We start from the raw sequence: 22,394 nt of genomic DNA, 5'->3' as shown, positions 1-22,394 counted from the left end.
GCCCCGTCTGCTTCGGCAGGCGGGGCCCTTCCCGCATATTCGGGCGGGGCCGGTCCCGTACACGACAGGTGCGGTATGCCGTTGCGCACCTGGTCCGATCTGTCGCCAGCGCCCGCATCCGACGGTGCGTGGTTCGCGCCCCGGCTGGGGCGGTGAGGAGCACGATGGTCGACGGCGAGTGGCAGCGCGATCCCGACGTCCTGGCCCCCGTCGTGATGGCGGCCCCCAGGTTGGAACTCCCGCACCGGGGGTATCACGTCTTCGAGGCTGAGCCCGATGACCTGTGTGCCCTTGAGGTTGCCCCCGGATTGCTCTGGCGACATGTCCCCAACCTCTTCTGGCCGATCTCGCGCGACTGGCTCGTCGGGTATGACATCGATGTTCACGCCAGCTTCGTGGGTGGCAGCGCCGACGTCGTCGCCGCAGTTCTGCTCAACGTCGAGGGGGCCCAGACCGTGGAGCCGGCGGCCATGCTGTCGACGTTCCCCGGCTGCTGACGATGTGAGAAGCGAGACTGCGCCATCACAGGTTCGGGCGCCGTCTGACAGGTTCGTGACAGGTCGGACCTACGGTCACTCCAGATGAGAAGTCCACCGTGGAGGGAACACGGTCGGCCACTCGGGTCGGCCGACACGGAAGGACACCTCTCATGCCCAGGATCACCAAGACCTCGGCGCTGGCCGGAGTGGCCGGCGCGGCAGCCGTCACCCTCGCCGGGTTTGGCGCCAACGCGGCGCTGGCCGAAACCTCACCGTCGCCCAGCTCGTCCGCTTCCGCATCGGCGTCGGCCAACGGGTCGGGGGAGCAGGGCGACAGCGCCCCCGGCGACCGCGGCCCCGGCGGTCGTGGTCACGGCCCGGGCGGGATGCGCGGCGCGGACGCGTCGGCGCTGGCCGAGGCGCTCGGCCTCGACGAGGCCAAGGTCACCGCCGCCATCGAGAAGGTGCGCGAGGCAACCAAGCCCACCGAGAAGCCGGCCGAGGGCACCAAGCCGAGCGACACGGACCGCGAAGCCAGGCGGACGGCATACATTGCGGCTTTGGCCAAGGAACTCGGGGTGAGCGCCGACAAGCTCACCGCAGCGCTCGATTCGGTCCGTGCCGACCACGAGGCCGAGCGTCGCATGCAGATGTCGTCCCGCCTCGACGAGGCCGTCACGGCGGGCAAACTCACGGCCGCGGACAAGGCGTCCGTGCTCAAGGCGTTTGACGCCGGCGTGCTCGGCGGCGGCCCCCGCTGACCCACCCCACCTGCCTCACCTTTTACGGGGCACCCGCTAAACGGGTCCGGAGCAAGGGAACTGTTCTCTTGTTCCGGACCCGTTTCCCATGCTCAGGGGCCGCGCGACGCGCCATCCGCGCCCGGATGCGGTCGGCTCCGGCCTCGATTTGGTAGGTCGCGGCCGCCTCTGGCACACTTGTCAGGTTGCTTGGTGCAGGACGTGCTGTCTCCGACCGTTCGGAGGCGGCGCGACGTAGCCCCTGACTGTGACAACGCATCGAACCGGCTCGGCCGGGGCGACACACAGCAGGCCAGAGCAGCCCCGGTTATCCGGGGAATCGATCCTTCCGAAGGTTCACGCAGAGATTGCGTATGCCGTCGGGTCGCGGAGCGAGGGCGACACGCCCGACCGCGGGGGTCGGAGCCGGAACCGGCACACGACAGAAGTAAGAAGACGGCGAGAGAGAGACGGAAGCCAAGATGGCGGGACAGAAGATCCGCATCCGCTTGAAGTCGTATGACCACGAGGTCATCGACAACTCGGCGCGGAAGATCGTCGACACGGTGACCCGTGCCGGCGCGACGGTGGTCGGCCCTGTGCCGCTGCCCACGGAGAAGAACGTCTTCGTGGTCATCCGTTCGCCGCACAAGTACAAGGACAGCCGCGAGCACTTCGAGATGCGCACCCACAAGCGCCTCATCGACATCATCGACCCGACGCCCAAGGCCGTCGACTCGCTGATGCGACTCGATCTGCCGGCTGACGTCAACATCGAGATCAAGCTCTGAGGGTTGACTGATGACTGACATTGCAACCAAGACCGTGAAGGGTGTGCTGGGCAAGAAGCTCGGCATGACCCAGGTGTGGGACGCCGAGAACCGGCTCGTCCCCGTCACCGTCATCGAGGCCGGCCCCTGCGTCGTCACGCAGGTGCGCAACGCCGAGACCGATGGCTACAGCGCCGTCCAGATCGCCTTCGGTGCGATCGACCCGCGCAAGGTGACCAAGCCGCTCACCGGCCACTTCGAGAAGGCCGGCGTCACGCCGCGCCGCCACCTCGTCGAGCTCCGCACCGCGGACGCTGCCGAGTACTCGCTGGGCCAGGAGCTCACCGCCGAGACGTTCGAGGCCGGTCAGGCCGTCGACATCTCCGGCACCACCAAGGGCAAGGGCTTCGCCGGTGTCATGAAGCGTCACGGCTTCGCCGGTGTCTCGTCCTCCCACGGTGCGCACAAGAACCACCGCAAGCCGGGCTCCATCGGTGGCTGCGCCACCCCGGGTCGTGTCTTCAAGGGCATGCGCATGGCCGGCCGCATGGGTGGCGTGCGTCAGACCACCCAGAACCTCACGATCCACGCTGTGGACGCCGACAAGGGTCTGCTGCTCGTCAAGGGCGCCGTCCCCGGTCCTCGCGGTGCGGTCGTGCTCGTCCGCAACGCCGTGAAGGGAGCGTGACCACTGTGGCTACCAACACGGTGAACGCCGAGCTGCCCGCCGAGATCTTCGACGTGCAGACCAACGTGCCGCTGATCCACCAGGTCGTCGTCGCCCAGCTCGCTGCCGCGCGCCAGGGCACGCACTCGACCAAGACCCGCGGCGAGGTCCGCGGTGGTGGTCGCAAGCCGCACCGCCAGAAGGGCACCGGCCGCGCCCGTGCGGGCTCGACCCGTGCGCCGCACTGGACCGGCGGTGGCGTCGTCCACGGCCCGACCCCGCGCGACTACGCGCAGCGCACCCCCAAGAAGATGAAGGCTGCTGCCCTCCGCGGCGCCCTCTCGGACCGCGCGCGCCACGACCGCGTCCACGTGGTTGCCTCCCTCGTCACGGGTGAGGTTCCCTCCACCAAGGACGCCGCCGCGCTGCTCGCCGGCCTGACCGAGCGCAAGAACCTGCTCGTCGTGCTCGACCGCAGCGACATCGTCTCGATGAAGTCGGTCCGCAACCTCGACAACGTTCACGTCCTGGCCGTTGACCAGCTCAACACCTACGACGTGCTCTGCGCCGACGACGTGGTCTTCACCCAGGCCGCGCTCGACACGTTCGTCGCCGGTCCCGCCGCCCGCACCACGGCCCCCGCGGTCGAGGTCGAGGTTGTCGAGGCCGCCGCCGAGAAGCCCGCCAAGGCTGCCAAGGCGACGAAGCCGGCCAAGGTCGCGGAGGCTCCCGCAGCCGACGCCGCCGCGGACGGTGGCTTCGGCGCCGACAGCCACGCTGCTCTCGAGGACGGCTCCGCTCCTGCGGGGTTCGACGTCAAGGGCAACAAGGACTCGATGAAGTACCACGTGCCCGGTTCGCGCTGGTACGACGCCACTGAGGCCGAGGTCTGGTTCCGCACTGCGGACGCCGCCAAGGCTGCCGGGTTCGTCCCGGCCGGTGGCGAGGCCGCCCAGCAGATCTCCGAGGAGGAGAAGTGAGCACCGCCATCACGCGCAAGGACCCGCGCGACATCCTGCTCGCGCCGGTTGTCTCCGAGAAGTCCTACGGGCTGCTCGACCAGGGCAAGTACACCTTCCTGGTGGACCCGCGCTCGAACAAGACCGAGATCAAGATCGCCGTTGAGGAGATCTTCGGCGTCAAGGTCGAGTCGGTCCACACGATGAACCGTCAGGGCAAGACCCGGCGCACCCGCTTCGGCCTGGGCAAGCGCAAGGACACCAAGCGCGCGATCGTCACCCTCCGCGAGGGCACGATCGACATCTTCGGCAGCGCTGGCGCCTGAGAGACGACTGAGGAACTTAAGGAAACACGACATGGGTATCCGCAAGTACAAGCCGACGACGCCTGGCCGTCGCGGCTCGAGCGTCGCCGACTTCGTCGAGGTCACGCGCTCCACGCCAGAGAAGTCGCTCGTGCGTCCGCTCACGAAGAGCGGTGGCCGCAACAACAACGGTCGCATCACGACGCGTCACATCGGTGGTGGCCACAAGCGCGCCTACCGCCTCATCGACTTCCGTCGCCACGACAAGGACGGCATCCCGGCCAAGGTCGCTCACATCGAGTACGACCCCAACCGCACCGCCCGCATCGCGCTGCTGCACTTCGCCGATGGCGAGAAGCGCTACATCCTCGCCCCCAAGGGCCTGGAGCAGGGCGCCAGCATCGAGAACGGTCCCGGCGCGGACATCAAGCCCGGTAACAGCCTGCCGCTGCGCAACATCCCGACCGGTACGGTCATCCACGCCGTCGAGCTCCGCCCCGGTGGCGGCGCGAAGATCGCGCGTTCGGCCGGCGTCCGTGTGCAGCTCGTCGCCAAGGACGGCCCCTACGCCCAGCTGCGTATGCCGTCCGGTGAGATCCGCAACGTCGACGCGCGCTGCCGCGCGACGATCGGCGAGGTCGGCAACGCCGAGCAGTCCAACATCAACTGGGGCAAGGCCGGCCGCATGCGCTGGAAGGGCAAGCGCCCGACCGTCCGTGGTGTCGTCATGAACCCGGTCGACCACCCGCACGGTGGTGGCGAGGGCCGCACCTCCGGTGGACGCCACCCGGTCAGCCCCTGGGGCAAGGCCGAGGGCCGCACCCGTCGCCCCGGCAAGCCGAGCGACAAGATGATCGTCCGCCGACGCCGCACCGGCAAGAAGCGCTGACATAGGAGCCATTGACACATGCCTCGTAGCTTGAAGAAGGGCCCCTTCATCGACGACCACCTTCAGAAGAAGGTCGACGTCCAGAACGAAGCGGGTACCAAGAACGTCATCAAGACCTGGTCGCGCCGTTCGGTCATCAGCCCGGACATGCTCGGCCACACCCTCGCCGTCCACGACGGCCGCAAGCACGTCCCGGTGTTCGTCACCGAGTCGATGGTCGGCCACAAGCTCGGCGAGTTCGCACCCACGCGCACCTTCAAGGGTCACGTGAAGGACGACAAGAAGGGCCGGCGCCGCTGATGGCCACCAACACCACGACCGAGAGCGTCACCCTGGAGGCTCGGGCCCAGGCCCGCCACGTCCGGGTGACCCCGCAGAAGGCGCGTCGAGTCATCGACCTCGTCCGCGGCAAGAACGCCAGCGAGGCCATCGCCACGCTGCGCTTCGCCCCGCAGTCGGCGTCCGACCCGATCCTGAAGGTGCTCGAGAGCGCCATCGCCAACGCCCGCGTCAAGGCCGACAAGACGGCCGAGCGTTTCGACGAGCGTGAGCTCGTCATCACCTCGGCGTTCGTCGACGAAGGTCCGACGATGAAGCGTTTCCGTCCGCGTGCGCAGGGCCGCGCCTCGCGCATCAACAAGCGCACGAGCCACATCACCGTGGTCGTCGCGCCCCAGACCAAGCCCAACAAGGGAGGCAACCGCTAATGGGTCAGAAGGTCAACCCGCACGGCTTCCGTCTGGGCATCACGTCCGAGCACCGCAGCCGTTGGTTCGCTGACTCCACCAAGGAGGGTCAGCGCTACCGCGACTACGTCAAGGAAGACGTCGCCATCCGCAAGCTCATGTCCGAGGGCATGGAGCGCGCCGGTATCTCCAAGGTCGAGATCGAGCGCACCCGCGACCGCGTCCGCGTGGACATCCACACGGCCCGTCCGGGCATCGTCATCGGTCGCCGTGGCGCCGAGGCCGACCGCATCCGTGGCGAGCTCGAGAAGCTCACGGGCAAGCAGGTCCAGCTGAACATCCTCGAGGTCAAGAACCCCGAGACCGACGCTCAGCTCGTCGCCCAGGGCGTGGCCGAGCAGCTCTCTGCTCGCGTCTCGTTCCGTCGCGCCATGCGCAAGAGCATGCAGTCGGCGACCCGCGCCGGTGCCAAGGGCATCCGCGTCCAGGTCTCCGGCCGCCTCGGCGGCGCCGAGATGTCCCGCACCGAGTTCTACCGCGAGGGTCGCGTGCCGCTGCACACCCTCCGCGCGAACATCGACGTGGGCTTCTACGAGGCCCGCACCACCTTCGGCCGTATCGGCGTGAAGGTCTGGATCTACAAGGGTGACCTCACCGCGCGTGAGCTCGCTGCCCAGCAGGCCACCGCGCCGCGCCAGGGCCGCGGCCCCCGCCGCGATGGCGCCGACCGTCCGGCCCGCGCTCGCCGCGGTGACCGTCAGGACGCGCCGCAGCAGGCCACCACCTCCGAGGCCCCGGCTTCGGCGGAGAGCACTGAGGGAGCGTCCAGCTGATGTTGATTCCCCGTCGCGTCAAGCACCGCAAGCAGCACCACCCGGGTCGCTCGGGCGCTGCCAAGGGTGGAACGACGATCGCGTTCGGTGACTACGGCCTCCAGGCTCTCGAGCCGGCCTACGTGACCAACCGCCAGATCGAGTCCGCTCGTATTGCGATGACCCGTTACATGAAGCGTGGTGGAAAGGTGTGGATCAACATCTACCCCGACCGCCCGCTGACCAAGAAGCCGGCTGAGACCCGCATGGGTTCCGGTAAGGGTTCGCCCGAGTGGTGGATCGCCAACGTCAAGCCCGGACGCATCATGTTCGAGATCTCCGGTGTGTCCGAAGAGGTCGCGCGCGAAGCCATGCGCCTGGCCATGCACAAGCTGCCGATGAAGTGCCGCTTCGTCCAGCGTGAGGGTGGTGACTTCTGATGGCAGTCGGTTCCAAGGACCTGATCTCCAAGGAGCTGCGTGGGTTCGACGACGACCGTCTCGTCGACGAGCTGCGCAAGGCCAAGGAGGAGCTGTTCAACCTGCGGTTCCAGTCCGCGACCGGTCAGCTCGACAACCACGGCCGGCTCCGCGCCGTCCGCAAGGACATCGCGCGGATCTACACCGAGATGCGTGAGCGCGAGCTCGGCATTGGTGCCGCTCCGGCGAAGGCCGAGGAGAGCAAGTGAGTGACAACGTGAAGGACGAGACCGTGACCGAGACCCAGGCGCGCAACTACCGCAAGACCCGCCAGGGCTACGTCGTCAGCGACAAGATGGACAAGACCGTCGTCGTCGAGGTCGAGGACCGCGTCAAGCACGCGCTCTACGGCAAGGTCATGCGCCGCTCCAACAAGGTGAAGGCGCACGACGAGGAGAACTCTGCCGGCATCGGCGACCGCGTTCTCATCATGGAGACCCGCCCTCTCTCGGCGACCAAGCGCTGGCGCGTGGTCGAGATCCTCGAGAAGGCGAAGTAATACTTCGCGGGGGGCTTCGGCCCTCCGCACCCCCCGAAGTTCGGCCAGGCTCTGCCGCCGCAAGGCCAGCAGAGAACCAGCACGACGTATAGGAGACAGATAAGTGATCCAGCAGGAGTCGCGTGTTCGCGTCGCCGACAACACTGGTGCCAAGGAAATCCTTTGCATTCGTGTTCTCGGTGGTTCGGGTCGCCGGTATGCCGGTATCGGCGACACGATCGTCGCCACGGTCAAGGACGCCATCCCCGGTGGCAACGTCAAGAAGGGCGACGTCGTCAAGGCGGTCATCGTCCGCACCAAGAAGGAGCGCCGTCGCGCCGACGGTTCCTACATCAAGTTCGACGAGAACGCCGCCGTGATCCTCAAGACCGACGGTGACCCGCGTGGGACCCGCATCTTCGGCCCGGTCGGCCGTGAGCTGCGCGAGAAGAAGTTCATGAAAATCATCTCGCTGGCCCCGGAGGTGCTCTGACCATGGCGAAGATTCGCATCAAGAAGGGCGACACCGTCCAGGTGCTCGCCGGCAAGGACAAGGGTTCGACCGGCAAGGTCATCTCCGTCGACCGCGAGAAGAGCCGCGTCCTCGTCGAGGGTGTCAACCGCGTCACCCGCCACACCAAGGCCGGCCAGACTGCCCGTGGCAGCCAGACCGGTGGCCTCGTCGTCCAGGAGGCGCCCATCCACGTGAGCAACGTGGCGGTCGTCGACCCGTCGGACAAGAAGCCGACCCGTACCAAGACCCGCGTCGAGACCGTCGAGCGCGACGGACGTCAGAAGGCCGTCCGCACCCGCGTCGGCGTGCGCTCGGGCAAGGACCTGTGAGCACCATGACCGAAACCGTTACGAAGCCCCGCCTCAAGGCGCGCTACACCGACGAGATCAAGGGCAACCTGCACGAGCAGTTCGGGTACGCCAACGTCATGCAGGTCCCGGGTGTCGTCAAGGTCGTCGTCAACATGGGTGTCGGCGACGCGGCCAAGGACAGCAAGCTCATCGAGGGCGCGGTTCGCGACCTCACGGCGATCACCGGTCAGAAGCCGGTCGTCACCAAGGCGCGCAAGTCCATCGCCCAGTTCAAGCTGCGTGAGGGCATGCCGATCGGCACGCACACCACGCTGCGTGGCGACCGCATGTGGGAGTTCCTCGACCGCCTCATCTCGGTCGCGCTGCCCCGCATCCGCGACTTCCGCGGCATGAGCCCGACGCAGTTCGACGGTCGCGGCAACTACACGTTCGGCCTCACGGAGCAGTCGATGTTCCACGAGATCGACCAGGACAAGATCGACCGCGTCCGGGGCATGGACATCACCATCGTCACCACCGCGACGAACGACGACGAGGGACGCGCGCTGCTCAAGGCGCTCGGCTTCCCGTTCAAGGAGAAGTGACATGGCCAAGACCGCTCTTGTCAACAAGGCGAACAAGAAGCCGAAGTTCAAGGTGCGTGGCTACACGCGCTGCCAGCGCTGCGGCCGTCCCCACTCGGTCTACCGCAAGTTCGGCCTGTGCCGGATCTGCCTCCGGGAGATGGCTCACCGCGGTGAGCTCCCCGGCGTGACCAAGTCGTCCTGGTGACCTGACAGACCAACACCACGAGGTATGCCGCGGGGCTGGGCCCCGCAGCATTCTCACCCGCCGCATCGCGCGGCATACCCCAAGACCATCTACATCGAAGGTCAGCCGGAGCAGCAGCCCCGGATGAAACCACGGTGAGAAGGGCGGAGAAGCCCAATGACAATGACTGACCCGATCGCGGACATGTTGACCCGCGTCCGGAACGCCAACTCGGCGCACAAGGACACGGTCGCCATGCCGTTCAGCAAGCTCAAGTCGCACATCGCGGAGATCCTCGAGGCCGAGGGTTACATCGCCGGCTGGACCGTCGAGGACGCCGAGGTCGGCCAGACCTTGACGATCAACCTCAAGTACGGCCCCAACCGCGAGCGTTCCATCGCGGGTGTGCGTCGCGTGTCCAAGCCCGGACTGCGCGTCTACGCCAAGTCGACCAACCTGCCCAAGGTGCTCGGTGGACTCGGCGTGGCCATCATCTCGACGTCGTCCGGTCTGCTCACTGACAAGCAGGCCGCCAACAAGGGTGTGGGTGGGGAAGTCCTCGCCTACATCTGGTAAGGGGATCTGACATGTCGCGCATCGGACGTCTTCCGGTTGCCATCCCCGCGGGTGTCGAGATCAACGTCGAGGGCCAGACCGTCAAGGTCAAGGGTCCCAAGGGCGAGCTCGCGCACACTGTGGCCCAGCCGATCACGGTCGAGAAGACCGACGGCGAGGTCCAGGTGTCCCGTCCCAACGACGAGCGTGAGTCGCGGTCGCTCCACGGCCTGACCCGCTCGCTCATCAACAACATGGTTCTCGGTGTCACCGAGGGCTACGTCAAGAAGCTCGAGATCCACGGCACGGGTTACCGCGTGCAGAACAAGGGCGGTTCGCTCGAGTTCGCGCTCGGCTACTCGCACTCGATCACGGTCGAGCCGCCGAAGGGCATCACCTTCACCGTCGAGAACCCCACCCGGTTCCAGGTCGAGGGCATCGACAAGCAGCTCGTCGGTGAGGTTGCCGCCAACATTCGCAAGCTCCGCAAGCCCGACCCCTACAAGGGCAAGGGCGTGCGCTACGCCGGCGAGCACATCCGCCGCAAGGTCGGAAAGGCTGGTAAGTAAGCCATGGCAATGATCATCAAGCGTGCCAAGGGCAAGGTCGCCGCGCGTGGCCGTCGCCACGTTCGTCTGCGCAAGCACGTCTCCGGGACGGCTGCGCGTCCGCGCCTCGTCGTGTCGCGTTCCTCGCGTCACGTCTTCGTCCAGGTCGTCGACGACACCGCCGGCAAGACCGTCGCGTCGGCGTCGACCATGGAGGCCGACGTGCGTGCCTTCGACGGCGACAAGACCGCCAAGGCCAAGAAGGTCGGCGAGCTCGTCGCCGAGCGTGCCAAGGCTGCTGGCGTCGAGGCCGTGGTTTTCGACCGCGGTGGCAACAAGTACCACGGTCGCGTCGCGGCCATCGCCGACGGCGCCCGCGAGGGTGGGCTGTCGCTGTGACCCACTACGTGACCAAGACCAGTGTTGAAATGAGGAACATCTGATGCCAGGACCCCAGCGTCGAGGCACCGGTACCGCGTCCGCCGGCAACGACCGCAACGACAACCGCGGCGGCGACCGTCGCGGTGGCCGTGGCGACGACCGTCGTGGCGGCGGCCGCGAGGCCGAGAAGAGCCAGTACCTTGAGCGTGTTGTGACCATCAACCGCGTCTCCAAGGTCGTCAAGGGTGGTCGTCGCTTCAGCTTCACGGCCCTCGTCGTCGTCGGTGACGGCGACGGCACCGTGGGCGTGGGCTACGGCAAGGCCAAGGAAGTTCCCGCCGCGATCGCCAAGGGTGTCGAGGAGGCCAAGAAGGAGTTCTTCAAGGTCCCGCGCATCCAGGGCACGATCCCGCACCCCGTCCAGGGTGAGGCCGCGGCCGGTGTCGTCATGCTCCGTCCCGCCAGCCCCGGTACCGGTGTCATCGCCGGTGGTCCGGTGCGTGCGGTGCTCGAGTGCGCCGGCATCCACGACGTCCTGTCCAAGAGCCTCGGCTCGGACAACGCGATCAACATCGTCCACGCCACCGTTCAGGCTCTCAAGGAGCTCGAGCGTCCGGAGTCCGTGGCTGCCCGCCGCGGTCTCCCGGTCGACCAGGTTGCCCCGGCCGCGATGCTTCGCGCCCAGGCCGCCGGTCTCGCCGAGGCTCGTGACGCAGCGAAGGCAGGTGCCTGATGGCTCGCCTCAAGGTGACCCAGACCCGTTCGGAGATCGGCGGCAAGCAGAACCAGCGTGACACGCTGCGCAGCCTCGGTCTCAAGCGCATTGGCGACGTCGTCGTCAAGGAGGACCGTCCCGAGATCCGCGGGATGGTCAAGACGGTGACCCACCTCGTCGCCGTCGAGGAGGTTGACTGATCATGGCTGACAACGCCAAGAAGGCCGCAGTCGGCGAAGCCGACAAGGCTTCGGCGCTCAAGGTCCACCACCTGCGTCCTGCCCCCGGTGCCAAGACCGCCAAGACCCGTGTTGGTCGTGGTGAGGGCTCCAAGGGTAAGACCGCCGGTCGCGGTACCAAGGGCTCCAAGGCTCGCTACCAGGTTCCGGAGCGCTTCGAGGGTGGCTCGACCCCCCTGCACATGCGTCTCCCGAAGCTGCGCGGCTTCAAGAACCCGTTCAAGACCGAGTACCAGGTCGTGAACCTCGACAAGCTGTCCGCTCTCTACCCGCAGGGTGGCGACGTGACCGTCGAGGACCTCGTGTCCAAGGGTGCCGTTCGCGGCGGCCAGCTCGTCAAGGTGCTCGGCACCGGCGAGATCTCGGTTGCCGTCAACATCTCCGCCAACGCGTTCTCCTCCTCCGCCAAGGAGAAGATCGAGGCGGCAGGCGGCTCCGCGACTCAGGTCTGAGTCGTCGCCGGCTGACTTCAGCAGTGCGTATGCCGCAGGGCGCGGTTCCCGGAGGCGATCCGGGAACTCGCTCTGCGGCATACGTCGTTTGACCCCCTGACGCGACCGCGGTCCGAACCGTGGTCGCAGCCGGGGTATCTTTGTTCGTCGATCACCACTGACGCGGCACGTGCCGCCCACCTGGAGGACCTGTGCTCACCGCTTTCGGCCGCGCGTTCAAGACGCCCGACCTGCGCAGGAAGATTCTGTTCACCCTCGGGATCATCGCCCTGTACCGCTTGGGCGCCCAGGTGCCGACGCCGGGCGTGAGCTACTCGCTCATCGAGGCCTGCCAGCGCGGGGCGGGGGACGCCAACGACCTGCTGGGTCTGGCCAACCTCTTCAGCGGTGGAGCGCTGCTCCAGCTCTCGATCTTCGCGCTCGGGATCATGCCCTACATCACGGCGAGCATCATCATCCAGTTGCTGACCGTGGTGATCCCGAAGTTCGAGGCCCTCAAGAAGGAGGGGCAGGCCGGTCAGGCGAAGATGACGCAGTACACGCGTTATCTCACGATCGCGCTCGCCGTCCTCCAGTCGGCCACGTTCATCACCTTCGCGCAGAACCCGCAGCAGCTGTTCGCGAACCCGGCGTGCACCAACATCCTGACGGACCACTCGATCGTCACGATCCTCATCATGGTCCTCACGATGACCGCGGGCACCGGCCTCGTCATGTGGCTCGGTGAGCTCGTCACCGACCACGGCGTCGGCAACGGCATGTCGATCCTCATCTTCACGTCCATCGCCGCGACCTTCCCGGGCGCGCTCTGGGCCATCCAGCAGAAGGAGGGTCGCTGGGACATCTTCCTGGGGATCATCCTCATGGGCTTCGTGATCATCGCCCTGGTCGTCTTCGTCGAGCAGAGCCAGCGGCGCATCCCGGTCCAGTACGCCAAGCGCATGGTGGGGCGTCGCGTCTACGGCGGCACCTCGACCTACATCCCGCTCAAGGTCAACATGGCCGGCGTCATCCCGGTCATCTTCGCCAGCTCGCTCCTGGCGCTGCCGACGCTGCTCGCGCAGTTCAACCGCAAGGCGGACGGCTCGTCGGCCGGCTGGGTCAACTGGATCGACGCGAACTTCGCCGGTGGCGATACGCTCTGGTACGGACTGACCTACACCGCGCTCATCCTCTTCTTCACGTTCTTCTACGTGTCGATCACGTTCAACCCGACCGAAGTCGCCGACAACATGAAGAAGTACGGCGGCTTCATCCCGGGTATTCGCGCCGGGCGACCCACGGCCGAGTACCTGCAGTACGTCCTCACCCGCATCACCGTCCCGGGTGCGATCTATCTCGCGCTGATCTCGATCATCCCGCTGCTCGCGCTCGTCCTCGTCGGCGCCAACCAGAACTTCCCGTTCGGTGGCACCTCGATCCTCATCATCGTCGGTGTGGGTCTGGAGACCGTGAAGCAGATCGAGTCGCAGTTGCAGCAGCGTCACTACGAAGGGTTCCTCAAATAATGACCCAGGGCACGACACCCCCCAAGCTCCGACTCATCATCGTCGGACCTCCCGGCGCCGGGAAGGGCACGCAGGCCGCTCGCATCGCCGAGCACTTCGCGATCCCGGCGATTTCCACGGGCGACATCTTCCGCGCGAACATCAAGAACGGCACCGAGCTCGGCAGGCAGGTCCAGGAGATCACCGCCGCGGGCGGCTACGTCTCCGATGAGATCACCAACGCCATCGTCGAGGACCGGCTTGCGCAGGACGACGCTGCCGAGGGCTTCCTCCTCGACGGCTACCCCCGCACGACGGGCCAGGTCGCCGCGCTCGACGCAATGCTCGGCAAGAAAGACCTCGGTCTCGACCGGGTCCTCGCGCTGACGGTGGACGAGGACGCGGTCGTGAGCCGCCTGCTCAAGCGCGCCGAGATCGAGGGCCGCGCCGACGACACCGAGGACGTCATCCGCGAGCGTCAGGCGATCTACCGTCGCGAGACGGCTCCGCTGACCGACCTCTACGCCGAGCGCGGCCTCCTCGTCGAGGTCGACGGTCTCGGTGACATGGACGACGTCACCGAGCGCATCATCGCTGCGCTGTCGCAGGACTGACCGAACCCCGCACGCAGACACGGCTCGCGAGCCGGGTGTGTGCTCCCGAGCCTCAGTGATCCGGCTCGCGAGTGGCGCATCGGCTCGCGAGCCGTTTCTTGTGAGCAGTGGGAATAGGGCGGACGGCATACGCTGTTGGTTGAATCGTGAACAATCTCAGCATCATTGTCTCCAGCACCCGTCCCGGCCGCATCGGCCACAAGGTCACCGAGTGGGTCGGCCAGCAGGCCAACCCCGAGCAGTGGCAGGTGACGGTCCTGGACCTCGCGGCCATCGACCTCCCGTTCTTAGACGAGGAGGACATGCCGAAGAACGGCAACTACGCCAAGCCGCACACGCAGGCCTGGGCGAGCGCGATCTTCGAGTCCGACGCCATCGTCGTCGTGACGCCGCAGTACAACCGCAGCTTCCCGGCCCCGATCAAGAACGCCGTCGACTACCTCTTCGCCGAGTGGGACAGCAAGCCGATCGGCATCGTGGGCTACGGCTGGTCCGGCGCCGGTGACGCGCGCGCCGACCTGGCCAAGGTGCTCACCCACGTCTCCGCGGATGTCGTCGGCGACCTGGGCCTGAGCTTCCCCGAGCAGCTCGCGGTCGAGGGCGATGTCGTCGACGTCGAGGGTGTCGCCGCCAGCGAGCTCGCCACGCTGCTCGACAGCCTCCACAGCAAGGTGCTCGACCTCGCCGAGGTCCCCGCCCAGTCCTGATCGCTGCCGCGCCCGCTCCTCTCGACGAATTGGGGAAGAGGGGGCACGCGCCGGTAGGTTGCCCTCCATGGGACTGTTCGGACGTGAGCGCATCGAGGCCAAGACCCACGAGCAGGTGTTGCTCATGCGGGCGGCTGGCCTCCTCGTCGGCCAGACGCTGGAGCTCATGCGCGAGTCGGTGCGACCGGGCATGACGACCAAGGAGCTCGACGGCCTCGCCGAGGCACACATCCGCGACGGCGGTGGGATCCCGAGCTTCCTCGGCTACCACGGCTTCACCGGCACCCTGTGCGCCTCGGTCAACGAGGAGGTCGTGCACGGTATCCCCGGCTCCCGCGTGCTCGAGGAGGGCGACCTGCTCTCGATCGACTGCGGCGCCATCGTGGAGGGCTGGCACGGCGACGCGGCCATCTCGGTCATCGTCGGCGGCCGCGACGCCGGACGTCCCGAGGACCTCGAGCTCATCGACGACTCCGAGGAGTCGATGTGGGCCGGGATCGCCGCCCTGACGGTTGGCCAGAGCCTGTATGCCGTCGGCGCGGCTGTCGAGGACAGCCTCACCGCAGCGGGGGAGCGGCGGGGTCGTGAATACGGGATCGTCGAGGACTATGTCGGCCACGGCATCGGCACGTCGATGCACATGGACCCGCAGGTTCCGAACTACCGCGTGAGCGGCAAGGGCCCGCTCGTCGTCGACGCGACCACAGTGGCGATCGAGCCGATGGTGACGCTCGGCGACGAGGCCAACAAGGTCCTCGAGGACGACTGGACCGTCGTGACGAACGACGGGTCGCGCGCCGCCCACTGGGAGAACACCGTGGCCGCGACGTCGGCCGGGCTGTGGGTCCTCACCGCGGTTGACGGTGGCGAGGCGAAGCTGCGGGAGCTCGGCGCACCGTTCGCGCCGCTCGCCTGAACCCGCTCGCCTGACCCCGCGCGACTGACCCGGCTCGGCTGAGCCGGCGCGCCTGAGCCCGCGTCAGTCGCGGCGCACGTCGTGGATCATCGCCACGGCGCCTCCGTCGAAGGAGCGCGACTCGCGCAGTTCGAGGCCGGTGGTGAGACCGGGCGGCAACCAGGGGAGTCCGCCGCCGGCGATGTGCGGCATGACGTATGCCGTGATCTCGTCGACGAGTCCCGCCTCCAGTGCCGCTGCGGCCAGGGTCGGTCCGCCGATACTCACGTCCGTCGGGCTCTCCCGGACGAGGGTGGCGAGCCGGTCGAGGTCCAGCGCGGGCCACAGCGTCGTGCGCGGTTCCGTGGGTGGGTCGAGGGTGGAGGACACGATGACCTTGTCCATCTCCTGCCACAGGGCGGCGAACTCATGGTGCTCCGGTGCGGTGAAATCCTCGACGGGAGGGTCCTGCCAGTAGCGCATCGTCTCCCACAGGCCGCGTCCGTAGACGACGGTGCGCACGTCGCGTTCGCGGTCATTGACCCAACCGTGCAGTTCGTCGCTCGGCATCGCCCAGGCGAACGACCCTGAGGCGTCGCGGGCGTACCCGTCCAGCGAGACCATCATTCCGTAGCGCAGGCGTCCCATCACTGGCCCCTGCGCTGCCAGAACTGGTGCACGAAGCCCGGGCGATCCGAGGGGGTGGCTCGGATGTCGTAGTCCGACTCGATGCCCTCCAGGCCCTCCCAGAGCGACTCACCGTGTCCCAGCACGATGGGTGCCACGACGAGGTGCAGGTGGTCGATGAGGCCGGCCGCCAGGAAGGCGCGCACCGTCGTCGGGCCGCCGCCGATGCGGACGTCCTTGTCGCCAGCCGCCGCCCGAGCCTGGGCGAGGACCTCCTCGGGCGTGCCGGACACGAAGTGGAACGTCGTGCCGCCCTCCATCTCGATCGACTCGTGCTGATGGTGGGTCATGACGAAGACCGGTGTGTGGAACGGCGGGTTGTCTCCCCACCAGCCCTTCCACTCGGGGTCGGTCCAGTCGCCGGGGTAGGGCCAGTACTTGCGGCGGCCCATGATCTCGGCGCCCACGGTGTCGTCGTCGTAGCTCGCCATGGCCAGGGCGCCGTCGAGGCCGTAGCGGGCGCGGGTCTCACCTCCGGTCTCGGGCGGGAACATCCAGTCGTGGAGGCGCTGGCCGGCGTGGCCGAACGGCTCCTCGAGGGTCTGGGGCTCCCCGGTGCCGTAGCCGTCGAGGGAGATGCTGAACGCGGCGACGCGAACGATGGACATGTCGAGCTCCTGTCGTGAGTGCTTGCGATGAGCAACCACTCACGACGGTAGAGTAGAGTGATTGCAGTTGGCAACCACTAATTTCGGACACGCCAGCCCGGAGGAGGGACACATGCGCAGCGAGCCACGGTCGGGCTGCCCCATCAACGCGGCCGTCGAAGCGCTCGGCGACCCGTGGAGCCTCATCGTCCTGCGCGACATGATGTTCGGCGACCGCCGCTACTTCCGTGAACTCCTCGCCGGCAGCGAGGAGGGCATCGCGAGCAACGTCCTCTCGTCGCGCCTCAAGTCACTCGTCGCCGCCGGCCTCCTCACCCGGGACGAGGCCGCCCGGGGCCAGCGCGCCCGCTACACCCTCACCGAGGCCGGCATCCAGACCCTCCCCGTCCTCGTCGCGCTCGGCACCTGGGGCCGCGAGCACCGGGACACGACGCCGGAGCTGACGATTCGTCAGCAGCTCATGGAGGACGGCGGCCCCGCGATGGTCGCCGAGCTCATGGACGAGCTGCGCGCCCACCACCTCGGCGCCGAGCTGGCCCCGAGCGCAGGGCCACGGGCGAGCGAAAGGCTGCGGACGGCATACGAGGAAGTCGTGTCCGAACGTGCGACAACGCACACCTGATGTGCCCAAACTCTCCTAGGCCGCCTCACGGCCCGCCGGTAGGGTGACGAGCGGTGCGCAGACCTCCCCGAGGTGCGCGCCGAACCCGGCAACTCACAAGGAGCAAGTGCATGACGGTGGCCCCGAAGCGGCCTGCGATGACGCTCGCCGCTCACTTCCCCGAGCGCACGGAGGTCGAGTGGCGCGAGCTCGCCGCCGCCGTCGTCAACAAGAGCCGACCCGAGGGTCAGGGCCTCGGCGCCGCCGACGCGGTGGCCTCGATGCGGACCGCTCTCGAGGGTGGGCTCGAGGTCGACCCGCTCTACACCCGACCCGCCGACCCGGCGCCGCTCGGTGTCCCCGGCGCCATGCCCTTCACGCGTGGGCGGGCGCTGCGTGACGCCGACGTCCCGTGGGACGTCCGTCAGCTGCATGACGACCCGGACGCCGCGACGACGCGCAGTGCCGTCCTCACCGACCTCGAGAACGGCGTCACCTCCGTGTGGCTGCACGTGGGCGCCGACGGCGTTGCGCCGGCCGATGTCGCAGAGGCGCTCGCGGATGTCCGCCTCGAGCTCGCACCGGTTGTCGTGTCGTCGTGGGATGCGCAGGTGGAGGCGTCCGACGCCCTGTATGCCGTCCTGTCCCGTTCCGCTGCCAGCTCCGGCAACCTCGGGCTCGACCCGGTGGGTGCCGCGTCGCGCACGGGTGGCGAGGTCGACCTCGCGCCCCTGGCCGGCGCCGTGCGCCGCCTCAGTGATCGCGGAGAAATCCGGGCCGTCACGGTCGACGCGCGCGTCCACGGTGACGCCGGCGCCTCGACCACCGACGAGCTCGCGTTCGCGGTGGCGACGGGTGTTGCCTACCTGCGCCACCTCGAGTCCGAGGGTGTCGATGTCGCGGAGGCGTTCCGCCACATCGAGTTCCGCGTCAGCGCCACCGCCGACCAGTTCCTCACGGCCGCCTCGCTTCGCGCGCTGCGTCGCGTCTGGGCACGGGTGGGGGAGTCCATCGGTGTCCCCGAGGCCGACCGTGGTGCCCGCATCCACGCGGTGACCGGCGGCCGCATGTTCACCCGCGACGACGCGTGGACCAACATTCTGCGCAGCACCCTGGCCACGTTCGGTGCCAGTCTCGGTGGTGCCGACGCCATCTCGGTGCTGCCGTTCGACACGGTCTCCGGACTGCCGACGACCTTCTCGCGCCGCATTGCCCGCAATACGCAGATCCTCCTCGCCGAGGAGTCCAACGTTGCTCGGGTGACCGACCCCGCCGGTGGGGCCTGGTACGTCGAGTCGCTCACCGACGAGGTGGCGCAGGCGATCTGGACGGCCTTCCAGGAGGTCGAGCGTGCCGGCGGGATCGTCGACGCACTCGCGAATGGCGTTGTCGCACAGCGCATCTCGGACGCAGTCGCCGAGCGCGACACGGCGCTCGCCAACCGCAGCAAGCCCCTCACCGGCGTGAGCATGTTCCCGCTCGCGGGCGAGCAGCCGCTCGAGCGCGCGTCGCGGGCCGAGTTGCCAGTCGCGGCGAATGCCCTTGTCCCACATCGTGATTCGGCTGCTTTCGAGGCGCTTCGCGACCGTTCGGCTGCGTTCGCCGCAGAGCACGGCCACGCACCACGTGTCGCCGTCCCGACCCTCGACGTTCCGCGCGCCGCCGACCGACGCATCGACGCCGTCAACCTCCTCACCGTGGCCGGCATCGACGCGGTCGCGGCCGACGCCGAAGCCGAAGCGACGCTGGGAGTCGGCGACACGGCATACGAAGGCGTCTCGAAGGGCATGGACGTCGTCGCCTTCCTCTCCAGCCTCCTCGACGAGACAGGAGCTCCCGCATGAGCAGCATCCCCGACTTCACGAGCATCGACCTCGGCGACGGGCGCCCCGCCGCCGACGCGGTCAGCCCTGAACCCACTGGTGATGTCTGGCTGACGCCCGAGCAGATCGAGGTGCCGCAGCTCTACACCGACGAGGACCTCGACGGGCTCGACTTCCTCGAGACCATCCCGGGAGCGCCGCCGTACCTGCGCGGCCCCTACCCGACGATGTACGTCAACCAGCCGTGGACGATCCGCCAGTACGCCGGGTTCTCCACCGCCGAGGAGTCCAACGCGTTCTACCGGCGCAACCTCGCCGCCGGTCAGAAGGGCCTCAGCGTTGCCTTCGACCTCGCGACCCACCGCGGCTACGACAGCGACCACCCGCGCGTCGAGGGCGACGTCGGCATGGCAGGTGTGGCGATCGACTCGATCTACGACATGCGCACCCTCTTCGACGGCATCCCGCTCGACCAGATGTCGGTGTCGATGACGATGAACGGCGCGGTCATCCCCGTGCTCGCGCTCTACGTCGTCGCCGCGGAGGAGCAGGGCGTCGCGCCCGAACAGCTCTCCGGGACCATCCAGAACGACATCCTCAAGGAGTTCATGGTCCGCAACACCTACATCTACCCGCCCGAGCCGTCGATGCGGATCATCAGCGACATCTTCGCGTTCACGTCGGAGAAGATGCCGCGGTTCAACTCGATCTCCATCTCGGGCTACCACATGCAGGAGGCCGGGGCGACGCAGGACCTCGAGCTCGCCTACACGCTGGCCGACGGTGTCGAGTACCTCCGCGCCGGCAAGGCCGTCGGCCTCGACGTCGACCGGTTCGCGCCGCGCCTGTCCTTCTTCTGGGCCATCGGCATGAACTTCTTCATGGAGGTCGCCAAGATGCGCGCGGCCCGCCTGCTCTGGGCGCGGCTCGTCGAGGAGCAGGGCGCGAAGAACGCCAAGTCGCTCAGCCTGCGCACCCACTGCCAGACCTCGGGCTGGTCGCTCACCGCGCAAGACGTCTTCAACAACGTCATCCGCACCTGCATCGAGGCGATGGCCGCGACGCAGGGCCACACGCAGAGCCTGCACACCAACGCCCTCGACGAGGCCATCGCGCTCCCGACCGACTTCAGTGCGCGCATCGCCCGCAACACCCAGCTCGTCATCCAGCAGGAGTCGGGCACGACCCGCACCATCGACCCATGGGCCGGGTCGGCGTATGTCGAGCGCCTCACCCACGACATCGCGGAGCGCGCCTGGGCGCACATCCAGGAGGTCGAGGCCGCCGGTGGCATGGCCAAGGCCATCGAGGCCGGCATCCCCAAGATGCGCATCGAGGAGGCCGCGGCGCGCACACAGGCCCGCATCGACTCCGGCCAGCAGCCGGTGATCGGCGTCAACCGCTACATCCCGGAGCAGGACGAACCCATCGAGGTGCTCAAGGTCGACAACGCCGCGGTGCGCGCTTCGCAGATCGCGAAGCTCGAGCGGTTGCGCGCGGAGCGCGACGAGGCCGCAACCCAGGCAGCGCTCGCACGCCTGACCGAGGCCGCCAAGGCCGGGTCCGACGGCACCCTCGAGACCAACCTCCTCGCCCTCGCCATCGACGCGGCCCGCGCCAAGGCGACCGTGGGTGAGATGTCGAGTGCGATGGAGGAGGCCTTCGGGCGCTACACCGCCCAGATCCGTACGATCGGTGGCGTGTACTCCGACGAGGCCGGCTCCGACGCGAACGTGCGCAAGGCGCAGGCGCTCGTCGACGAGTTCGAGGAGGCCGAGGGCCGCCGCCCGCGCATCCTCGTCGCCAAGATGGGCCAGGACGGCCACGACCGCGGCCAGAAGGTCATCGCGACCGCCTTCGCCGACCTCGGCTTCGACGTCGACGTGGGCCCGCTCTTCCAGACGCCGGGCGAGGTCGCCCGGCAGGCCGTCGAGTCGGACGTGCACGTCGTGGGCGTGTCCTCACTCGCGGCCGGACACCTCACGCTCGTGCCCGCGCTCCGCAAGGAGCTCGACGCACTGGGCCGTGAGGACCTCATGATCGTCGTCGGCGGTGTCATCCCGACGCAGGACTTCGACGACCTGCGCAAGGCCGGTGCCGACGCGATCTACCCGCCCGGCACCGTCATCGCGACGGCCGCCATCGACCTCATCGGCGACCTGCGCACGCGGCTGCACGGCGACACCGAGTCGACCGCGGGTGCCGACATCAGCGCGAGCGGCGCGTGACCGACGAGCTCTTCGAGGGTGTTCGCGCGGGCAACCGCGCCTCGGTCGCGCGCGCGATCACCCTGGTCGAGTCGTCCCGACCCGACCACCGCGAACGGGCGCGTGCGCTCCTCACCGAGCTCACGGCATACACGGGTTCCGCTGTGCGAGTGGGGATCTCGGGTGTGCCGGGAGCCGGGAAGTCGACCTTCACCAACGCCATGGGCCTGCGCCTCATCGAGGCCGGGCACAAGGTTGCGGTCGTTGCCGTCGACCCGAGCTCGCGCCGCACGGGCGGCTCGATCCTGGGAGACCGCACCCGCATGGGCGAGCTCAGCGCGAGCGACCACGCCTTCGTGCGGCCCAGTCCGAGCGGACGTCACCTCGGGGGTGTGGCGCGTGCGACGCGTGAGTCGATGCTCGTCCTGGAGGCGGCCGGCCACGACGTCGTCATCGTCGAGACCGTCGGCGTCGGCCAGAACGAGATCGCCGTCTCCGAGATGGTCGACACGTTCCTCCTGCTGACGCTCGCGCGTTCCGGTGACCAGCTCCAGGGCATCAAGCGCGGCATCCTCGAACTCGCCGACGTCATCGCGGTCAACAAGGCCGACGGCGACGGTGAGCTCCCCGCGAGGGCCGCCGCCAAGGACCTCACGGCCGCGATGCGGCTCATGCTCCCCGGCGCCGAGGTGCGTCGCCCTCCGGTGCTGACGTGTTCGGCCCAGACCGGCGCCGGGCTCGACGAGGTCTGGGCGGCCGTGCTCGAGCACCGCGTCCACCTCGAGTCGGAGGGGTCGCTGGAGGTTCGTCGTGCCCAGCAGCAGCAAGACTGGATGTGGGCGCTCGTCGAGTCCCACCTCGAGGACGCCGTGCGCTCGGCTCCGGCCGTGCGCGAGCAGCGCGACGCCATCGAGGCCGCCGTCCGCAGCGGCGAGCTCAGCGCCGTCGACGCCGCCACCAAGATCCTCGATCTCTTCCTGCCCGGTGGTTCGGATGGCTGACCCCGCGCCGGGCAGTTCGCCCGACCCGACTTTGG

Annotated in this window: 33 protein-coding genes; 31 read left to right on the top strand and 2 right to left on the bottom strand. The window is 68.3% G+C overall.

The annotated features are described in order from the left end of the window. The first annotated feature begins 152 nt into the window (after positions 1 to 152). The 27 genes from N803_RS03435 (at position 153) to map (ending at position 15,453) form a co-directional block, all read left to right on the top strand. Positions 153 to 497 carry a hypothetical protein gene (locus N803_RS03435; RefSeq protein ID WP_156969634.1) on the top strand — a complete coding sequence of 115 codons (345 nt, stop codon included), beginning with the start codon at positions 153 to 155 and terminating at the stop codon, positions 495 to 497. A 152-nt stretch (positions 498 to 649) separates the two neighbouring features. Next, on the top strand, positions 650 to 1,240 hold the full coding sequence (locus tag N803_RS03430) for a hypothetical protein (RefSeq protein WP_035902525.1): 591 nt from the start codon (positions 650 to 652) through the stop codon (positions 1,238 to 1,240). 461 nt (positions 1,241 to 1,701) lie between these two features. After that, positions 1,702 to 2,010 (top strand): 30S ribosomal protein S10, encoded by a 309-nt coding sequence (gene rpsJ, locus N803_RS03425; RefSeq protein ID WP_009775966.1) that lies wholly within the window; start codon positions 1,702 to 1,704, stop codon positions 2,008 to 2,010. A 10-nt stretch (positions 2,011 to 2,020) separates the two neighbouring features. Then, positions 2,021 to 2,677 (top strand): 50S ribosomal protein L3, encoded by a 657-nt coding sequence (gene rplC, locus N803_RS03420; RefSeq protein ID WP_035902524.1) that lies wholly within the window; start codon positions 2,021 to 2,023, stop codon positions 2,675 to 2,677. Next, complete coding sequence (rplD, locus tag N803_RS03415) at positions 2,674 to 3,636, top strand: 50S ribosomal protein L4, sunset domain variant (RefSeq protein WP_035902523.1); 963 nt, start codon at positions 2,674 to 2,676, stop codon at positions 3,634 to 3,636. The genes rplC and rplD overlap by 4 nt, the downstream gene beginning before the upstream one ends. Beyond that, the gene (rplW, locus tag N803_RS03410; RefSeq protein ID WP_035902521.1) at positions 3,633 to 3,941 is read left to right on the top strand and encodes a 50S ribosomal protein L23; all 309 of its coding nucleotides are present in this window, start codon (positions 3,633 to 3,635) and stop codon (positions 3,939 to 3,941) included. The genes rplD and rplW overlap by 4 nt, the downstream gene beginning before the upstream one ends. 31 nt (positions 3,942 to 3,972) lie before the next feature. Further along, positions 3,973 to 4,809, top strand: a complete 837-nt coding sequence (gene rplB, locus N803_RS03405) for a 50S ribosomal protein L2 (RefSeq protein WP_035902520.1) — start codon at positions 3,973 to 3,975, stop codon at positions 4,807 to 4,809. 18 nt (positions 4,810 to 4,827) lie between these two features. After that, positions 4,828 to 5,109, top strand: coding sequence for a 30S ribosomal protein S19 (gene rpsS / locus N803_RS03400; protein ID WP_009775961.1), 282 nt, complete (start codon positions 4,828 to 4,830; stop codon positions 5,107 to 5,109). Positions 5,110 to 5,141: 32 nt separating this feature from the next. Then, the gene (rplV, locus tag N803_RS03395; protein WP_084763971.1) at positions 5,142 to 5,516 is read left to right on the top strand and encodes a 50S ribosomal protein L22; all 375 of its coding nucleotides are present in this window, start codon (positions 5,142 to 5,144) and stop codon (positions 5,514 to 5,516) included. Beyond that, a complete protein-coding gene (gene rpsC, locus N803_RS03390) occupies positions 5,516 to 6,328 on the top strand; it encodes a 30S ribosomal protein S3 (protein WP_035902518.1) in 813 nt (270 codons plus the stop codon). Before rplV ends, rpsC begins: the two co-directional genes overlap by 1 nt. Beyond that, positions 6,328 to 6,747 carry a 50S ribosomal protein L16 gene (rplP, locus tag N803_RS03385; RefSeq protein ID WP_009775958.1) on the top strand — a complete coding sequence of 140 codons (420 nt, stop codon included), beginning with the start codon at positions 6,328 to 6,330 and terminating at the stop codon, positions 6,745 to 6,747. The genes rpsC and rplP overlap by 1 nt, the downstream gene beginning before the upstream one ends. Next, positions 6,747 to 6,995, top strand: a complete 249-nt coding sequence (gene rpmC / locus N803_RS03380) for a 50S ribosomal protein L29 (RefSeq protein WP_035902516.1) — start codon at positions 6,747 to 6,749, stop codon at positions 6,993 to 6,995. The genes rplP and rpmC overlap by 1 nt, the downstream gene beginning before the upstream one ends. After that, a complete protein-coding gene (rpsQ, locus tag N803_RS03375; protein ID WP_281174959.1) occupies positions 6,992 to 7,285 on the top strand; it encodes a 30S ribosomal protein S17 in 294 nt (97 codons plus the stop codon). Before rpmC ends, rpsQ begins: the two co-directional genes overlap by 4 nt. Positions 7,286 to 7,388: 103 nt before the next feature. Beyond that, positions 7,389 to 7,757 (top strand): 50S ribosomal protein L14, encoded by a 369-nt coding sequence (gene rplN / locus N803_RS03370; RefSeq protein WP_035902515.1) that lies wholly within the window; start codon positions 7,389 to 7,391, stop codon positions 7,755 to 7,757. Positions 7,758 to 7,759: 2 nt separating this feature from the next. Further along, positions 7,760 to 8,107 carry a 50S ribosomal protein L24 gene (rplX, locus tag N803_RS03365; RefSeq protein ID WP_035902512.1) on the top strand — a complete coding sequence of 116 codons (348 nt, stop codon included), beginning with the start codon at positions 7,760 to 7,762 and terminating at the stop codon, positions 8,105 to 8,107. Between the two features lie 5 nt (positions 8,108 to 8,112). Then, positions 8,113 to 8,673: a 50S ribosomal protein L5 gene (gene rplE / locus N803_RS03360; RefSeq protein WP_035902755.1), complete on the top strand. Its 561-nt coding sequence runs from the start codon at positions 8,113 to 8,115 to the stop codon at positions 8,671 to 8,673. Position 8,674: 1 nt separating this feature from the next. Beyond that, on the top strand, positions 8,675 to 8,860 hold the full coding sequence (locus N803_RS03355) for a type Z 30S ribosomal protein S14 (protein WP_035902511.1): 186 nt from the start codon (positions 8,675 to 8,677) through the stop codon (positions 8,858 to 8,860). 156 nt (positions 8,861 to 9,016) lie between these two features. Beyond that, the gene (gene rpsH / locus N803_RS03350; RefSeq protein ID WP_035902509.1) at positions 9,017 to 9,415 is read left to right on the top strand and encodes a 30S ribosomal protein S8; all 399 of its coding nucleotides are present in this window, start codon (positions 9,017 to 9,019) and stop codon (positions 9,413 to 9,415) included. Between the two features lie 11 nt (positions 9,416 to 9,426). Then, positions 9,427 to 9,963, top strand: coding sequence for a 50S ribosomal protein L6 (gene rplF / locus N803_RS03345; RefSeq protein ID WP_035902507.1), 537 nt, complete (start codon positions 9,427 to 9,429; stop codon positions 9,961 to 9,963). A 3-nt stretch (positions 9,964 to 9,966) separates the two neighbouring features. Further along, on the top strand, positions 9,967 to 10,341 hold the full coding sequence (gene rplR / locus N803_RS03340) for a 50S ribosomal protein L18 (RefSeq protein ID WP_035902506.1): 375 nt from the start codon (positions 9,967 to 9,969) through the stop codon (positions 10,339 to 10,341). A gap of 43 nt (positions 10,342 to 10,384) precedes the next feature. Continuing rightward, positions 10,385 to 11,056 (top strand): 30S ribosomal protein S5, encoded by a 672-nt coding sequence (gene rpsE / locus N803_RS03335; RefSeq protein WP_035902504.1) that lies wholly within the window; start codon positions 10,385 to 10,387, stop codon positions 11,054 to 11,056. After that, entirely contained in the window at positions 11,056 to 11,238 is a 183-nt protein-coding gene (rpmD, locus tag N803_RS03330) for a 50S ribosomal protein L30 (protein WP_035902503.1), read from the top strand. The genes rpsE and rpmD overlap by 1 nt, the downstream gene beginning before the upstream one ends. Positions 11,239 to 11,240: 2 nt before the next feature. Next, on the top strand, positions 11,241 to 11,729 hold the full coding sequence (gene rplO, locus N803_RS03325; protein WP_052111669.1) for a 50S ribosomal protein L15: 489 nt from the start codon (positions 11,241 to 11,243) through the stop codon (positions 11,727 to 11,729). Positions 11,730 to 11,920: 191 nt separating this feature from the next. Continuing rightward, positions 11,921 to 13,237, top strand: coding sequence for a preprotein translocase subunit SecY (gene secY / locus N803_RS03320; RefSeq protein ID WP_035902500.1), 1,317 nt, complete (start codon positions 11,921 to 11,923; stop codon positions 13,235 to 13,237). Continuing rightward, complete coding sequence (locus tag N803_RS03315; RefSeq protein ID WP_035902499.1) at positions 13,237 to 13,830, top strand: adenylate kinase; 594 nt, start codon at positions 13,237 to 13,239, stop codon at positions 13,828 to 13,830. Before secY ends, N803_RS03315 begins: the two co-directional genes overlap by 1 nt. A gap of 146 nt (positions 13,831 to 13,976) precedes the next feature. Beyond that, positions 13,977 to 14,537 (top strand): NADPH-dependent FMN reductase, encoded by a 561-nt coding sequence (locus N803_RS03310; RefSeq protein ID WP_035902498.1) that lies wholly within the window; start codon positions 13,977 to 13,979, stop codon positions 14,535 to 14,537. A gap of 67 nt (positions 14,538 to 14,604) precedes the next feature. Continuing rightward, on the top strand, positions 14,605 to 15,453 hold the full coding sequence (gene map / locus N803_RS03305) for a type I methionyl aminopeptidase (protein ID WP_035902497.1): 849 nt from the start codon (positions 14,605 to 14,607) through the stop codon (positions 15,451 to 15,453). Positions 15,454 to 15,516: 63 nt separating this feature from the next. Here map and N803_RS03300 read toward each other — a convergent pair whose 3' ends face one another. Both N803_RS03300 and N803_RS03295 read right to left on the bottom strand, forming a co-directional pair. Continuing rightward, positions 15,517 to 16,080, bottom strand: coding sequence for a dihydrofolate reductase family protein (locus tag N803_RS03300; protein WP_035902496.1), 564 nt, complete (start codon positions 16,078 to 16,080; stop codon positions 15,517 to 15,519). After that, positions 16,080 to 16,727, bottom strand: coding sequence for a dihydrofolate reductase family protein (locus N803_RS03295; RefSeq protein ID WP_035902494.1), 648 nt, complete (start codon positions 16,725 to 16,727; stop codon positions 16,080 to 16,082). The genes N803_RS03300 and N803_RS03295 overlap by 1 nt, the downstream gene beginning before the upstream one ends. 112 nt (positions 16,728 to 16,839) lie before the next feature. On the opposite strand from N803_RS03295, the gene N803_RS03290 reads away from it, so the two are divergent. The 4 genes from N803_RS03290 (at position 16,840) to meaB (ending at position 22,359) form a co-directional block, all read left to right on the top strand. Further along, positions 16,840 to 17,349 carry a winged helix-turn-helix transcriptional regulator gene (locus N803_RS03290; RefSeq protein WP_035902493.1) on the top strand — a complete coding sequence of 170 codons (510 nt, stop codon included), beginning with the start codon at positions 16,840 to 16,842 and terminating at the stop codon, positions 17,347 to 17,349. Positions 17,350 to 17,459: 110 nt separating this feature from the next. Then, a complete protein-coding gene (locus tag N803_RS03285) occupies positions 17,460 to 19,172 on the top strand; it encodes a methylmalonyl-CoA mutase subunit beta (protein WP_035902492.1) in 1,713 nt (570 codons plus the stop codon). Beyond that, entirely contained in the window at positions 19,169 to 21,379 is a 2,211-nt protein-coding gene (scpA, locus tag N803_RS03280) for a methylmalonyl-CoA mutase (RefSeq protein WP_035902491.1), read from the top strand. Before N803_RS03285 ends, scpA begins: the two co-directional genes overlap by 4 nt. Further along, positions 21,376 to 22,359 (top strand): methylmalonyl Co-A mutase-associated GTPase MeaB, encoded by a 984-nt coding sequence (gene meaB, locus N803_RS03275; protein ID WP_035902490.1) that lies wholly within the window; start codon positions 21,376 to 21,378, stop codon positions 22,357 to 22,359. Before scpA ends, meaB begins: the two co-directional genes overlap by 4 nt. Positions 22,360 to 22,394 lie beyond the last annotated feature (35 nt).

This window comes from Knoellia subterranea KCTC 19937, from assembly GCF_000768685.1.
In the GTDB taxonomy this organism is placed as follows: Bacteria; Actinomycetota; Actinomycetes; order Actinomycetales; family Dermatophilaceae; genus Knoellia; species Knoellia subterranea.
The sequence above is the reverse complement of the archived record's forward strand: the minus strand, read 5'-3'. Positions and strand labels throughout refer to the sequence as shown.

What these genes read in the sequence shown, in the direction of transcription:
- N803_RS03430 (WP_035902525.1), top strand. Translation starts at nt 650, where the DNA reads ATGCCCAGGATCACCAAGACCTCGGCGCTGGCCGGAGTGGCCGGCGCG.
- rpsJ (WP_009775966.1), top strand. Translation starts at nt 1,702, where the DNA reads ATGGCGGGACAGAAGATCCGCATCCGCTTGAAGTCGTATGACCACGAG.
- rplC (WP_035902524.1), top strand. Translation starts at nt 2,021, where the DNA reads ATGACTGACATTGCAACCAAGACCGTGAAGGGTGTGCTGGGCAAGAAG.
- rplB (WP_035902520.1), top strand. Translation starts at nt 3,973, where the DNA reads ATGGGTATCCGCAAGTACAAGCCGACGACGCCTGGCCGTCGCGGCTCG.
- rpsS (WP_009775961.1), top strand. Translation starts at nt 4,828, where the DNA reads ATGCCTCGTAGCTTGAAGAAGGGCCCCTTCATCGACGACCACCTTCAG.
- rpsC (WP_035902518.1), top strand. Translation starts at nt 5,516, where the DNA reads ATGGGTCAGAAGGTCAACCCGCACGGCTTCCGTCTGGGCATCACGTCC.
- rplP (WP_009775958.1), top strand. Translation starts at nt 6,328, where the DNA reads ATGTTGATTCCCCGTCGCGTCAAGCACCGCAAGCAGCACCACCCGGGT.
- rpmC (WP_035902516.1), top strand. Translation starts at nt 6,747, where the DNA reads ATGGCAGTCGGTTCCAAGGACCTGATCTCCAAGGAGCTGCGTGGGTTC.
- rplX (WP_035902512.1), top strand. Translation starts at nt 7,760, where the DNA reads ATGGCGAAGATTCGCATCAAGAAGGGCGACACCGTCCAGGTGCTCGCC.
- rplE (WP_035902755.1), top strand. Translation starts at nt 8,113, where the DNA reads ATGACCGAAACCGTTACGAAGCCCCGCCTCAAGGCGCGCTACACCGAC.
- N803_RS03355 (WP_035902511.1), top strand. Translation starts at nt 8,675, where the DNA reads ATGGCCAAGACCGCTCTTGTCAACAAGGCGAACAAGAAGCCGAAGTTC.
- rpsH (WP_035902509.1), top strand. Translation starts at nt 9,017, where the DNA reads ATGACAATGACTGACCCGATCGCGGACATGTTGACCCGCGTCCGGAAC.
- rplF (WP_035902507.1), top strand. Translation starts at nt 9,427, where the DNA reads ATGTCGCGCATCGGACGTCTTCCGGTTGCCATCCCCGCGGGTGTCGAG.
- rplR (WP_035902506.1), top strand. Translation starts at nt 9,967, where the DNA reads ATGGCAATGATCATCAAGCGTGCCAAGGGCAAGGTCGCCGCGCGTGGC.
- rpsE (WP_035902504.1), top strand. Translation starts at nt 10,385, where the DNA reads ATGCCAGGACCCCAGCGTCGAGGCACCGGTACCGCGTCCGCCGGCAAC.
- rpmD (WP_035902503.1), top strand. Translation starts at nt 11,056, where the DNA reads ATGGCTCGCCTCAAGGTGACCCAGACCCGTTCGGAGATCGGCGGCAAG.
- rplO (WP_052111669.1), top strand. Translation starts at nt 11,241, where the DNA reads ATGGCTGACAACGCCAAGAAGGCCGCAGTCGGCGAAGCCGACAAGGCT.
- N803_RS03315 (WP_035902499.1), top strand. Translation starts at nt 13,237, where the DNA reads ATGACCCAGGGCACGACACCCCCCAAGCTCCGACTCATCATCGTCGGA.
- map (WP_035902497.1), top strand. Translation starts at nt 14,605, where the DNA reads ATGGGACTGTTCGGACGTGAGCGCATCGAGGCCAAGACCCACGAGCAG.
- N803_RS03300 (WP_035902496.1), bottom strand. Translation starts at nt 16,080, where the DNA reads ATGGGACGCCTGCGCTACGGAATGATGGTCTCGCTGGACGGGTACGCC.
- N803_RS03295 (WP_035902494.1), bottom strand. Translation starts at nt 16,727, where the DNA reads ATGTCCATCGTTCGCGTCGCCGCGTTCAGCATCTCCCTCGACGGCTAC.
- N803_RS03290 (WP_035902493.1), top strand. Translation starts at nt 16,840, where the DNA reads ATGCGCAGCGAGCCACGGTCGGGCTGCCCCATCAACGCGGCCGTCGAA.
- N803_RS03285 (WP_035902492.1), top strand. Translation starts at nt 17,460, where the DNA reads ATGACGGTGGCCCCGAAGCGGCCTGCGATGACGCTCGCCGCTCACTTC.
- scpA (WP_035902491.1), top strand. Translation starts at nt 19,169, where the DNA reads ATGAGCAGCATCCCCGACTTCACGAGCATCGACCTCGGCGACGGGCGC.